We start from the raw sequence: 13,242 nt of genomic DNA on the forward strand, positions 1-13,242 counted from the left end.
AGAATACCATGAAGAAACTAGCTCTATTCGCTTTTACGTTACTTAGTGCATGGAGTATGACTGCAAAAACAATTACCGGCCCAGTGGACTATGTTAGTCCGCTGGTTGGTACGCAGTCAAAGCACGCACTATCTACCGGAAATACTTACCCCGCCATTGCGTTACCCTGGGGAATGAACTTTTGGGTTCCGCAGACTGGTAAAATGGGCGATGGATGGGCCTATACGTATGACGCTGACAAGATCAGGGGATTCAAACAAACCCATCAGCCAAGTCCCTGGATCAATGATTACGGTCAATTTGCTATCATGCCGGTCACCGGTGAAGCAGTATTCAATCAGGACCAGCGTGCCAGTTGGTTCTCTCACAAAGCTGAAACGGCTACCCCTTATTACTATAAGGTATATCTTGCCGATCATGATGTAGTGACGGAGATTGCTCCGACAGAGAGAGCCGCCGCTTTCCGTTTCACTTTTCCCGAAAACGACCACTCTTATGTAGTGGTAGACGCCTTCGATAAAGGCTCGTTTGTGAAAGTGATCCCTTCGGAGAACAAGATTATCGGCTATACTACTAAAAACAGCGGTGGTGTTCCTGCCAACTTTAAAAACTACTTTGTACTGGTATTCGACAAACCGTTTACTTATACGGCTGCCGTAGCCAGTGGTGTGATTGACACCAACAAACTGGAAGCGACAGACAATCATGCCGGTGCACTGATCGGTTTCAAAACCCGCAAGGGCGAACAGGTGAATGTGCGTGTAGCTTCTTCTTTCATCAGCCCCGAACAGGCTGAACTGAACCTGAAAGAGCTGGGTACGGACAACATTGAACAGATTGCTGCGAAAGGCCGCAAGGTATGGAACGACGTTCTGGGACGTATCGAAGTGAAAGACGATGATATCGACCATTTGCGTACATTCTACTCCTGCCTGTATCGTTCGGTATTGTTCCCTAGAAGCTTCTATGAAATAGATGCCAAAGGAGACGTTATGCACTACAGCCCTTATAACGGTGAAGTACTTCCGGGCTATATGTTTACCGACACCGGCTTCTGGGATACATTCCGTTGTCTTTTCCCATTCCTCAACCTGATGTATCCATCCATGAATACAAAGATGCAGGAAGGATTGGTGAACACCTACAAGGAAAGCGGATTCCTGCCGGAATGGGCGAGCCCCGGTCATAGAGGTTGTATGGTTGGAAACAACTCTGCTTCCATAGTTGCCGACGCTTACCTGAAAGGATTGAAAGGATACGATATTGAGACGTTGTGGGAAGCCGTGAAACACGGAGCGAATGCTGTGCATCCGAAAGTGGGTTCTACCGGACGCCTGGGATATGAATATTATAACAAGTTGGGCTACGTACCTTATAATGTAGGTATTAACGAGAATGCAGCCCGCACACTGGAGTATGCTTATGATGACTGGTGTATCTACCAACTCGGCAAAGCCTTGAAGAAACCGAAAAAAGAGATTGAAATTTTCGCAAAGAGAGCGATGAACTATAAGAATCTGTATGACCCCGAACACAAACTGATGCGTGGCAAGAATGAAGACGGCACCTTCCAGTCTCCGTTCAACCCGTTGAAATGGGGAGATGCTTTCACAGAAGGTAACAGCTGGCATTACACCTGGTCGGTATTCCACGATCCTCAAGGTCTGATCGACCTGATGGGTGGTAAAGACGGCTTCAACCAGATGATGGATTCCGTATTTATTCTGCCTCCGATATTCGATGAGAGCTATTACAGAGCCGTTATCCATGAAATCCGTGAAATGCAGATTATGAACATGGGCAACTATGCACATGGCAACCAGCCGATCCAGCATATGCTTTATATGTACAACTATTCCGGCCAACCCTGGAAAGCGCAGCACTGGATTCGTGAAGTGATGGACAAACTTTATACCCCTGCTCCCGACGGTTATTGCGGTGATGAGGACAACGGCCAGACTTCTGCCTGGTATGTATTCTCGGCAATGGGATTCTATCCGGTATGCCCCGGTACGGATGAGTATGTCCTGGGTACTCCTTACTTCAAAGAGATGAAACTGCATCTGGAAAACGGAAAGACAGTAACCATCTCCGCCCCGAATAACGGAGACGACAAGCGTTACATTTCATCAATGACACTGAACGGCAAGGAACATACCAAAAACTACCTGACCCATCAGGATCTGATGAATGGCGCCACCATTTCTTTCAAGATGGATGCCAAACCCAATCAGCAACGTGGTACGAAAGAAAGCGATTTCCCTTACTCTTTCTCTAATGAATTCAAAAAGAAGAAGTAATCATGAAAAAACAAATCAAATATATCAGTGCAGGTATGCTGGCGGGTATGCTTCTCTGCGGTGGCCAGCTGCAAGCTTCCAACCGTATGACGGAAATGCATGTATGTCTGGCAGATGCCATTCAGAAAGATAACCGCCCGGAAATATCCAACCGCCTGTTCCGTTCGAATGCAGTGGAAAAGGAGATTCTTCGTGTACAGAAGCTTCTGAAGAATGCGAAGCTGGCATGGATGTTTACCAACTGTTTCCCGAATACCCTGGACACTACCGTACATTTCCGTAAGGGAAGCGATGGCAAACCGGATACATTCGTGTACACGGGAGATATTCATGCCATGTGGCTGCGCGACTCCGGTGCACAGGTATGGCCTTATGTGCAACTGGCTAATTCGGACCCCGAACTGAAAGAAATGCTGGCAGGAGTGATCCTCCGCCAGTTCAAATGTATCAATATCGACCCGTATGCAAATGCGTTTAATGACGGTGCCATTCCTAACGGTCATTGGATGAGCGACCTTACGGATATGAAACCGGAATTGCACGAACGTAAATGGGAAATCGACTCCCTGTGCTATCCGTTGCGTCTGGCTTACCACTACTGGAAGACTACCGGAGATGCAAGCATATTCACCGAAGAATGGATTCAGGCAATCACTAACGTACTGAAAACCTTCAAGGAACAGCAACGCAAAGAAGGAGTAGGCCCTTATAAATTCCAGCGTAAAACAGAACGTGCACTGGATACTGTGAGCAATGACGGCCTTGGAGCACCGGTGAAACCTGTCGGTTTGATTGTTTCCAGCTTCCGTCCTTCGGACGATGCCACCACTCTTCAATTCCTGGTTCCTTCCAATTTCTTTGCCGTGTCTTCTTTGCGTAAGGCTGCCGAGATTCTGGAGAAAGTAAATAAGAAAACAGCCTTGTCTAAAGAATGTAAAGACCTGGCTCAGGAAGTAGAAACAGCTTTGAAGAAATACGCGGTATATAATCATCCTAAATATGGTAAAATCTATGCCTTCGAGGTAGATGGCTTTGGAAATCATCATCTGATGGACGATGCTAACGTGCCGAGCCTGCTTGCAATGCCTTATCTGGGCGATGTGAATGTGAACGATCCGATTTATCAGAACACCCGTCGCTTTGTATGGAGCGAAGACAATCCTTACTTCTTTAAAGGCAAGGCAGGTGAAGGAATCGGCGGACCGCACATCGGTTATGATATGGTATGGCCGATGAGTATTATGATGAAAGCCTTTACCAGTCAGAATGATACCGAAATCAAGACCTGTATCAAGATGCTGATGGATACGGATGCCGACACGGGCTTTATGCACGAATCTTTCCATAAGGATAATCCGAAGAAATTTACCCGTGCATGGTTCGCTTGGCAGAATACTCTTTTTGGTGAACTGATTTTGAAGTTGGTTAATGAAGGAAAGGTAGATTTATTGAATAGTATACAATAATATGCTGACATACTAAATTAGACGTGGATAACGCGGATGATGCGGCTCTTTCTCTGATGTAAAATGAGAAAAAACGCGTTATCCGCGTCGTCTGCATCTGAAAATGAATATCTAAAAACAAGTTGTATCATGAAAAATTTATGTGTATGGGTAGTTGCCGCCCTTTTAATGGCATCTTGTACGCCGAAAGCCGAAAAGACTACGGATTCCGGTTTATTGCAGAGTAATTTCCAGACGGAAGTGGATGGAAAGAAAACTGATTTGTTTACTTTGCGCAACAAGAACAACATGGAAGTTTGTATCACGAACTTTGGTGGACGTATTGTTTCAGTGATGGTCCCCGATAAAGACGGACAGATGCGCGATGTCGTGCTCGGTTTCGATTCTATTCAGGATTATATCAGTAAACCGTCGGATTTCGGCGCAACTATCGGACGTTATGCCAACCGTATCAATCAGGGTAAATTTACATTGGACGGTGTGGAATATCAGCTTCCTCGTAACAATTATGGCCATTGCCTGCACGGTGGTCCGCAAGGATTCCAGTATCGTGTGTTTGATGCTGTTCAACCCAATCCGCAGGAACTGCAACTGATCTATCTGGCAGAAGACGGTGAAGAAGGTTTCCCTGGAAATATCACTTGTAAAGTGGTAATGAAACTCACAGATGATAACGCTATCGACATTCAATACGAGGCAGAAACAGACAAGCCGACTATTGTGAATATGACCAATCACTCTTATTTCAACCTGGAAGGAGACGCAGGCAACAACGCCGGGCACCTGTTGACAGTTGATGCGGATTATTACACTCCGGTAGACAGCACCTTTATGACTACGGGTGAAATTGTTACAGTAGAAGGTACTCCAATGGACTTCCGTACCCCGACTCCGGTAGGCGAGCGTATCAATGACTATGATTTCGTACAACTGAAAAACGGCAACGGCTACGACCACAACTGGGTATTGAATACAAAAGGTGACGTAACTCGTAAATGCGCTTCTCTGAAATCACCGAAGACAGGTATCGTACTCGATGTTTATACCAATGAACCGGGTATTCAGGTATATGCCGGAAACTTCCTCGATGGCTCACTGACAGGAAAGAAAGGTATCACTTACAACCAACGTGCTTCCGTATGTCTTGAAACACAGAAATATCCGGATACACCGAACAAACCCGAATGGCCGTCGGCTGTACTTCGTCCGGGTGAGAAATATACAAGTCAATGTATCTTTAAGTTTTCTGTAGATAAATAATAAAAGTATGAATCAGCTCCCTGCTCTCGATCATCGGATGGTCTGGTTAGACGTAATCCGTGCTGTGGCCATGTTAATGGTGATTGGTGTACATTGCATCGATCCTTTTTATATTTCTCCTACGTTGGGCGTCATTCCCGAATATACGCATTGGGCGGCTATTTACGGGTCTTTGTTGCGTCCTTCCGTTCCTTTGTTTGTGATGATGACCGGTTTGTTATTGCTGCCTGTCAAACAGCAACCTTTGGGAACGTTTTATAAGAAACGTATCTTTCGTGTATTGTTTCCGTTTCTGATCTGGTCTGTTCTCTACAATATGTTTCCATGGTTTACGGGAGTAGTGGGGCTTGATAAGTCCATTATCGGGCAGTTCTTTTGTTATGTGCAGGGAAATGAATCCCAAGAGTTGATGGATTCCCTGAAAGATGTGGCGATGATTCCCTTTAACTTCAGTTTTAAGGAGAATCATATGTGGTATATCTATCTGTTAATCGGCCTTTACCTGTATATGCCTTTCTTCTCGGCATGGATAGAGCGGGCAGATCAGAAGATGAAACGCACTTATCTGCTGATTTGGTTCATCTCTTTGTTTCTGCCTTATATGGCGGAATACATCTCCGGTTATCTGTTCGGTACAAGCACCTGGAATGCATTTGGCATGTTCTATTATTTTGCCGGATTCAACGGATATTTGTTACTGGGGCATTACGTCAAGAAAGGAAATGACTGGGGAATATGGAAAACGCTGCTTATCTGTGCCGTGCTTTTTGCCATAGGCTATTATGTCACTTATTCCGGTTTCAGTGCGGCGGCAGCCGACCCCAATCATACGGAATCGGATATGGAATTGTTCTTCACTTTCTGTAGTCCGAATGTCGTGCTGATGACGTTGGCCGTGTTCCTCTTGCTTCAGAAAGTGACGGTTACTAACCGCATCGTTATCAAGGCACTGGCAAATATGACGAAGTGCGGATTTGGTATTTATATGGTGCATTATTTCGTTGTAGGTCCATTCTTCCTGTTAATCGGTCCGTCGTCCATCCCTATTCCTCTGCAGGTTCCGTTGATGGCGGCAGGTATTTTCCTTTGTAGTTGGGCGTTTACAGCACTGATGTACAAGTTGATGCCTAATAAAGCTCATTGGATAATGGGATAAATAAAAAAGAATAGACGATATGAAGAAAATAAAGACTAAAAGTATTTTTGCATCGATAGTGCTTGGGGTGGCGGTTACAGCTTGCGCATCTGCTCCCTCCAGTGGTACGGTGACAGTAGTGGATCGACCGGACATACAGTCTACCAATACCAATTATACAGGGTATCGCGCTCCGCTTCGTCCATTGAATTTTATAAAGTTGCCGGTAGGCAGTATTCAACCTGAAGGTTGGGTGAAGAAGTATCTCGAATTGCAGCGTGACGGTCTGACCGGACACTTGGGAGAGATCAGTGCCTGGCTGGAAAAAGATAATAATGCTTGGTTGACAACCGGTGGTGACCACGGCTGGGAAGAAGTTCCCTATTGGCTCAAAGGCTACGGCAATCTGGCATATATCCTGAACGACCCGAAGATGATTGAGGAAACCAAGTACTGGATTGAAGGCGTATTTGCCAGCCGCCAGCCGGATGGTTACTTCGGTCCTGTCAACGAACGTAACGGAAAACGTGAACTTTGGGCACAAATGATTATGCTCTGGTGTCTGCAATCCTATTACGAGTATTCTCAAGATCAGCGTGTCATTGACCTGATGACGAACTACTTTAAATGGCAGATGACTGTTCCCGATGACCAGCTTCTGGAAGATTACTGGGAGAAAAGCCGCGGTGGTGATAATATCATCAGTATCTATTGGCTTTACAACCATACCGGAGATGCTTTCTTGTTAGAACTGGCTGAAAAGATTCATCGCAACACTGCCGACTGGACTAAATCTACCTCTTTACCCAACTGGCACAATGTCAATATCGCCCAATGTTTCCGTGAACCTGCCACTTATTATATGCAGACCGGGGATTCAGCGATGCTGAAAGCCTCTTATAATGTTCATCATCTGATTCGCCGTACTTTCGGACAAGTGCCCGGTGGTATGTTCGGTGCGGATGAGAATGCCCGTTTGGGATACATTGATCCCCGTCAGGGAGTGGAAACCTGCGGACTGGTTGAACAGATGGCTTCCGATGAAATCATGCTTTGCATGACGGGAGACCCTATGTGGGCTGAACACTGTGAAGAAGTAGCATTCAACTCTTATCCTGCTGCCGTGATGCCGGACTTTAAAGCATTGCGCTATATCACCTGCCCGAACCATGCCATCAGTGATTCCAAGAATCATCATCCGGGCATTGACAATCGTGGCCCGTTCCTTTCGATGAATCCTTTCAGCAGCCGTTGTTGCCAACACAATCATGCACAAGGCTGGCCTTACTTTACCGAACATCTGGTATTGGCAACTCCCGACAACGGAGTGGCAACTGCTATTTATGCAGCTTGCAAAGCTACTGTAAAGGTGGGCGACGGAAAGGAAATCACTCTTCACGAAGAGACGAATTATCCTTTTGAGGAAAGCATTGCTTTCTCTGTTTCTACCGGTGAAAAGGTCACTTTTCCGTTCTATCTCCGCATTCCTTCATGGACAAAAGGAGCAGAAGTGCGCGTGAATGGTAAGAAGGTAAATGTAGATCCCGTAGCGGGAAAATACCTTTGCATCCATCGGGAATGGTCGAATGGAGATCGCGTGGAACTGACGTTACCGATGTCTTTGTCTATGCGTACCTGGCAGGTTAATAAAAATAGCGTAAGCGTAGATTATGGCCCCCTCACTTTGTCTCTCAAGATTGCAGAGAAATATGTAGAGAAAGACAGCCGCGAGACTGCTATCGGTGATTCTAAATGGCAGAAAGGCGCTGATCCCCAGAAATGGCCTACTACTGAAATCTATCCGAATAGTCCCTGGAACTATTCATTGGTACTGGACAAGACAGAACCTTTGAAGAACTTCAAGGTAATCCGTAAATCCTGGCCTGCCGATAATTATCCTTTCACAGTAGCCAGTGTACCTTTAGAGGTAAAAGCTACCGGCCGCTTGGTTCCTGAATGGAAGATAGACGAAACCGGATTGTGTGGCGTACTGCCGGAAGAAGATGCAGTGAAAGGTAATAAAGAAGAAATAACGTTGATCCCTATGGGTGCGGCACGGTTGAGAATATCTGCCTTCCCGAATACAAGAGAATAAATTAATAACTAGAAAACTTAGAAAAATGAAACGTATTGTTTTTTTAGATTATGTCCGTGTGTTTGCATGCTTTCTCGTAATGGTTGTTCATGCCAGTGAGAATTTCTACGGTGCTCCCGGATCCACAGATATGGCAGGACCGCAGTCTTTTTTGGCTAATGAAGCAGACCGGTTATGGGTAGCTGTTTACGACGGTTTCTCGCGTATGGCAGTGCCGCTGTTTATGATAGTCTCCGCATTCCTGCTTGCACCGATGAAAGAGGAACAGACGATGTGGCAATTCTATCGCCAGCGCTGTCTCCGCATCCTGCCACCGTTTTTTATATTCATGATACTATACAGCACCCTGCCAATGCTATGGGGACAGCTGGACGCGGAAACATCTATCAAGGATTTATCACGAATATTCCTGAATTTCCCTACGCTGGCCGGACATTTCTGGTTTATGTATCCTCTGATTAGTCTTTACCTGTTTATTCCTATTATATCTCCCTGGTTGCGTAAAGCCACGGCAAAAGAGGAACTCTTTTTCATAGGACTATTTGTATTGTCAACCTGTATGCCCTATCTTAACCGTTGGTGCGGTGAAGTGTGGGGACAATGTTTCTGGAATGAATATCACATGTTGTGGTACTTCTCCGGCTTCCTCGGATACCTCGTATTGGCACATTACATACGTGTACACCTCACATGGAATCGTTCCAAACGTTTCATCATAGGCGCCATACTAATGGTGATCGGTGCTGCATGGACTATTTATTCATTCTACGTTCAGGCTGTACCGGGCGAACTCCATTCCACACCTGTAATAGAAATAGGATGGGCTTTCTGTACCATCAACTGTGTGCTTCTCACATCGGGTACGTTCCTTTTGTTCACATGCATAGAGGGTCCGAAAGCTCCGGTGCTGGTGACAGAAACATCCAAACTCAGCTATGGTATGTATCTTATGCATATCTTCTGGCTCGGATTGTGGGTATCTGTATTCAAGGACACATTGGGATTACCTACCGTTGCCGCTATCCCATGTATTGCAGTGGTTACATTTATCAGTTGTTTCGTAACGACGAAGATCATTTCGTATATACCGGGTAGTAAATGGATCATAGGATAAAATAAATATCCTATCAAATAAGGGTATCACTTTCACGGTTTCTATCGGTGAAAGTGATACCCTTTTTTTATGCTTGTTGAATTGAAACTACATCTTCAATTATCAACGGAATAAGGTTTTATATTCGGGTAATCAAAAATATAGTGCCTGATTAAAGACTGACTATTTAATGGAATCGAACTTCAATGTGCCATTTTCATTGACTATTTTCAAAGTGCGGTTACCTTTAATTCCCATATCAATGAAATCAACTTTGTAAAAGCCATTGGTTAATACGGCTACTGATGTCACTTTACATACGTCGCTTGGTCCATCTTGCGCACCTGTCCGGAAATCCCATATTGCATACCCTTCGCCGTCATACTCGTAGTTGTCTTTCAACTGTTTCTGCAATTTGGCTGTACAATGTTTCTTCACAGCCGGAATATAATTCTTTTCTCCAAAGACGTAGTTTGCGTAGAAATCTTTAATGAATTGGATTACTTTAGCATTGTCCACCTTAGGCGATTGCAGAATAGCAGTAGTCTTGTTGGCGGGAGGCGTTTCATTGTCGAGACAGCAAGCCTGAACTTGTATAGGCTGCAGAGCAACCCCTAGATAAATGGCATAAAAAAATAAAATCTTTTTCATATTCATATATTATGTATTTTTGTCTTTGCGCTTGTTGCTGATAAATGCAATATATTCGTCTTTTCATTTCATGTAATTAAACTATTGTAACTAAAAGAACTATGTTTTAGCATTCTTGAAAAACGTATTAGAATCTGCGACTTATTGCAAAGGTAGCGTTAATTATTAAAGATGAGCGAGATATGCGGGAAAATATAATATAAAGGGTCCCTTGCTATTTTTAATATTGGATGTAAATCAGCGATAGCTTTCAGGTAATTTTATTCATAATAAACTGTAGAATGTTTTATAGCTCTTTTATGCTATTTCTCTATGCTTTATCGTATCTTTGTTGAAGATCTATCAATGATTCACCTTGGTGATTTAAATAAACGACAAGCGTTATTCGATTGAATAACAGGAGTGATTTAAATGAATCACCAATGTGGTTCGTTGATAAATCTAAAGGTTTTGCATGAAAAGTATTCACTATTAAACCGTTAACTACTAATGGCTATACTATACGATTGGTATGAGAATCCCGGTGAGTCCGATGATTCGGAAGAGAAAGGCTTGCATCCCCGCATTTTTTTGAATGGTAAGGTAGGGACAGATAAACTGTGCCGGATGATTCACGGACGCAGTTCCCTTTCTGTGGGTGATGTGAAAAACACCTTCGAAATGCTGGCTCAAATTTGTGGTGAAGAACTACGTGAAGGGCGTGAAGTACATATTGAAGGACTTGGCTATTTTGCTCCTATCTTGAAGAGTACGCAGAAAGTAACCCGCAGTACTAAGAACAAATCGACAAAGATGGAATTGAAAACAATAGGTTTCCGTCCCGATGCCCGTTTGAAAGGTGAGCTTGTGGGTGTCAAAGTCAGTCGGACTAAGTATGCACGCCACTCGGAGTCTTTGTCGGAGGTAGAGATCGATATGCGGCTGAAGGAATACTTTACCGATCATGATGTAATGCTTCGCTACGATTTTCAGGAGGTATGCTACATGACACGGACTACAGCAAACCGGCATCTCCGCCGACTGTTGGAAGAGGGTAAGTTGCGAAATATAGGTAAGCGTATGCAACCGATTTACGTGGCTGCAGCAGGTCACTATGGGGTGTCGAGTGATGTGGTACGGCGATAGGGCGTAATCATTCTGTTGGATAATGCAGAACTTTTCGTTTTATAGTAAGAATATTGAAGTAGATTGACAATGTAAACATACTTTTTTTCTTATATTTGTGACTCAAGAGCACAAGATAAAAGAGAATGATGAAACAGTCCACTTATTCTATTAAGCAATTACTGTCGGGAGGTTTGCTTTGCTGTTTGATTCTGCTGACAGCCTATATATTTCAAGCTTTTTTCCCTGAAATGTATGTTGATGCATTTTCATCATCCATATATCTATTGATGTGGCTGACTCTTTTTGTGGGAGCATTGCTATGGACATTTCATACAAAGGGGGAACGTATGGGGATTTCTGAAATAATAGACTGGCAGTTTATTGCTGCTTTTATTTTGATTACGGCAGACCAGATTTATATGATTATGCCCAAAGAAATCCATATAGAAATGACTCCTGTATTGTCGGGTTATACTATTCCTGTGTTGGTGGTCGTTGGCATAATGGTAGCTGGCACAATTAAAGTCTCCATTGTGTTATATCGGAAATTGGCAGACGAGCGTCAACGCACCATTCTTCAAACTCAAAAGATCCGGCAATTACTGGATGCTCCTCCAGCAGAAGAAAAGAACATTTTTTATCTTCGTATGCTTATTGAGAACCGGTCTATCGCTCAATTCTCTGCCAAAGATTATCTCTTATTAGTAGAAGGGTGTCAGGTGATCGATCCTGATTTCTTTGCTTGGTTGAAGAAACAAGGTTGTCAACTTCCACCGCGAGATATTATACTATGTGTGCTTATTCGAATGCGTAAAACAAAAGAGGAAATATCATCTATATTTAGTATTAGTGATGGTACTTACCGTACGATGAAGTCTCGTGCCCGGAAACGTTTGGGTATTGGAGAAGTGGATTTGGAGGAGTTTTTGCAGGAGATTCACTAATAATATTGAATGTCCTTTATCTATTTAGTATTTCTATCAGTTTAACAAGATGTTTAATTGCTGCTAAACTTCCTCCCATGATGGCATAATAGAACCAGATCCTTTTGTTGGAGTACGACTCTTGGGGAAGTGTCCCGATGGCACCTATTATAATTACTATCCACGAAAGAAAGATAAAAAAATCAATGAGGAAAGCTTGTACGGTATAACTGATGTTATCTATAACACAATCTAAATAACACATGGCGATACTAATTCCCCATATTATATTATATTATATAAGATAATGTATCGAATGATCCTTTTCACTTGTTGTTTATGCATGCTTCATATTCTCTATCAGCTATCCTTCTATCTCTGGCATACCTTGAAGATACTTGTATGTAATATAAATATGAGGCGGCAGTTCTTCTACATTCAGCAATAGCATTATTATAATTTGTTTCTGCCTCTGTATACGCTGCTTGTTTCAACTCTTCACATTTACTGTTGCCATTTCTTGCGTTACGGGTCTTTAAGACCTTTCTTTTGGTTAATTCATGATTTTCAGCCCATGTCCTGAATAATAACGTCTGTTCGTTCTCACTCAATCTTAAGAATACTGTATGTTCAAGTAAGCCTTTTTTGGCTTCATCCATCTGTTGCAGTTCGTTTTCTAATTTTGCTTTTTTTATAAAGTCTTCTACATACTCTTCATTATTCAATTTCTCCATGAGTTTGTCATACTCTTGGTCGTTTAAGTTTGAGGTATAACTGCTGAATTTGTCGGCTAGTTGTTCACTGCATCTTTCAAATTCATAAAACTCGTCTGAATTGGCTACGGAATCTATTAATACATTGCCTGTATTCCATCTTTGAGGGGCAAAACTACGTGTTTGGGCAATCGGGTTTTCTTCTGTTTTTATCTTATCTGTATGGCTATACCCATCAGTATTGCAACTATAAATAAAGAATGTAGTCAACAATATTCCAAGTAGTGTGATTACATGTATACTACTCTGTTTCTTGTTTCTGCTTTTCATGTCTTGTTTATACTTTACATTAAAGAAACAAAGGAACGGATTTTAAGGCAAATAAATGGAATGATTTGCTCAAAAAATGAAATAATTAGTTCAGCTGTTTGTTTGGTGACCATGATAACTAATATGTAAATGTTACAATCCGGATATAAAATGATATTTTTTCGATTGT

9 protein-coding genes and 1 pseudogene are annotated in these 13,242 nt (G+C 43.0%); 8 read left to right on the forward strand and 2 right to left on the reverse strand.

What is annotated here, in order from left to right; all coding sequences use genetic code 11:
- Positions 1-8: 8 nt before the first annotated feature.
- From AAHJ11_RS11460 to AAHJ11_RS11485, 6 genes and pseudogenes are all read left to right on the forward strand, one after another.
- Positions 9-2,300 (forward strand): GH92 family glycosyl hydrolase, encoded by a 2,292-nt coding sequence (locus AAHJ11_RS11460; protein ID WP_234132636.1) that lies wholly within the window; start codon positions 9-11, stop codon positions 2,298-2,300.
- 104 nt (positions 2,301-2,404) lie between these two features.
- A pseudogene (locus AAHJ11_RS11465) lies at positions 2,405-3,766 on the forward strand (glycoside hydrolase family 125 protein); the annotation flags it as partial.
- A 129-nt stretch (positions 3,767-3,895) separates the two neighbouring features.
- The gene (locus AAHJ11_RS11470; protein ID WP_320978789.1) at positions 3,896-5,026 is read left to right on the forward strand and encodes an aldose epimerase family protein; all 1,131 of its coding nucleotides are present in this window, start codon (positions 3,896-3,898) and stop codon (positions 5,024-5,026) included.
- Positions 5,027-5,033: 7 nt separating this feature from the next.
- On the forward strand, positions 5,034-6,182 hold the full coding sequence (locus AAHJ11_RS11475; protein ID WP_320974437.1) for an acyltransferase: 1,149 nt from the start codon (positions 5,034-5,036) through the stop codon (positions 6,180-6,182).
- A 19-nt stretch (positions 6,183-6,201) separates the two neighbouring features.
- Entirely contained in the window at positions 6,202-8,256 is a 2,055-nt protein-coding gene (locus AAHJ11_RS11480; RefSeq protein WP_320974436.1) for a beta-L-arabinofuranosidase domain-containing protein, read from the forward strand.
- Positions 8,257-8,281: 25 nt separating this feature from the next.
- Positions 8,282-9,370 (forward strand): acyltransferase, encoded by a 1,089-nt coding sequence (locus AAHJ11_RS11485; RefSeq protein WP_008998070.1) that lies wholly within the window; start codon positions 8,282-8,284, stop codon positions 9,368-9,370.
- A 162-nt stretch (positions 9,371-9,532) separates the two neighbouring features.
- Here the strand turns inward: AAHJ11_RS11485 and AAHJ11_RS11490 are convergent, their stop codons facing one another.
- Complete coding sequence (locus AAHJ11_RS11490) at positions 9,533-10,000, reverse strand: hypothetical protein (protein ID WP_320974435.1); 468 nt, start codon at positions 9,998-10,000, stop codon at positions 9,533-9,535.
- A 489-nt stretch (positions 10,001-10,489) separates the two neighbouring features.
- Here AAHJ11_RS11490 and AAHJ11_RS11495 point away from each other — a divergent pair, with 489 nt between their 5' ends.
- Positions 10,490-11,125, forward strand: a complete 636-nt coding sequence (locus AAHJ11_RS11495) for an HU family DNA-binding protein (protein WP_320974434.1) — start codon at positions 10,490-10,492, stop codon at positions 11,123-11,125.
- A 125-nt stretch (positions 11,126-11,250) separates the two neighbouring features.
- The gene (locus AAHJ11_RS11500) at positions 11,251-12,051 is read left to right on the forward strand and encodes a hypothetical protein (protein WP_320974433.1); all 801 of its coding nucleotides are present in this window, start codon (positions 11,251-11,253) and stop codon (positions 12,049-12,051) included.
- Between the two features lie 305 nt (positions 12,052-12,356).
- On the opposite strand, the gene AAHJ11_RS11505 is transcribed toward AAHJ11_RS11500, so the two are convergent.
- The gene (locus tag AAHJ11_RS11505) at positions 12,357-13,073 is read right to left on the reverse strand and encodes a hypothetical protein (protein WP_320974432.1); all 717 of its coding nucleotides are present in this window, start codon (positions 13,071-13,073) and stop codon (positions 12,357-12,359) included.
- Between the last annotated feature and the right edge of the window lie 169 nt (positions 13,074-13,242).

Source organism: Bacteroides sp. 90-K9/2, from assembly GCF_047310725.1.
In the GTDB taxonomy this organism is placed as follows: Bacteria; Bacteroidota; Bacteroidia; order Bacteroidales; family Bacteroidaceae; genus Bacteroides; species Bacteroides vicugnae.

What these genes read in the sequence shown, in the direction of transcription:
- AAHJ11_RS11500 (WP_320974433.1), top strand. Translation starts at nt 11,251, where the DNA reads ATGATGAAACAGTCCACTTATTCTATTAAGCAATTACTGTCGGGAGGT.
- AAHJ11_RS11485 (WP_008998070.1), top strand. Translation starts at nt 8,282, where the DNA reads ATGAAACGTATTGTTTTTTTAGATTATGTCCGTGTGTTTGCATGCTTT.
- AAHJ11_RS11490 (WP_320974435.1), bottom strand. Translation starts at nt 10,000, where the DNA reads ATGAAAAAGATTTTATTTTTTTATGCCATTTATCTAGGGGTTGCTCTG.
- AAHJ11_RS11495 (WP_320974434.1), top strand. Translation starts at nt 10,490, where the DNA reads ATGGCTATACTATACGATTGGTATGAGAATCCCGGTGAGTCCGATGAT.
- AAHJ11_RS11505 (WP_320974432.1), bottom strand. Translation starts at nt 13,073, where the DNA reads ATGAAAAGCAGAAACAAGAAACAGAGTAGTATACATGTAATCACACTA.
- AAHJ11_RS11470 (WP_320978789.1), top strand. Translation starts at nt 3,896, where the DNA reads ATGAAAAATTTATGTGTATGGGTAGTTGCCGCCCTTTTAATGGCATCT.
- AAHJ11_RS11460 (WP_234132636.1), top strand. Translation starts at nt 9, where the DNA reads ATGAAGAAACTAGCTCTATTCGCTTTTACGTTACTTAGTGCATGGAGT.
- AAHJ11_RS11475 (WP_320974437.1), top strand. Translation starts at nt 5,034, where the DNA reads ATGAATCAGCTCCCTGCTCTCGATCATCGGATGGTCTGGTTAGACGTA.
- AAHJ11_RS11480 (WP_320974436.1), top strand. Translation starts at nt 6,202, where the DNA reads ATGAAGAAAATAAAGACTAAAAGTATTTTTGCATCGATAGTGCTTGGG.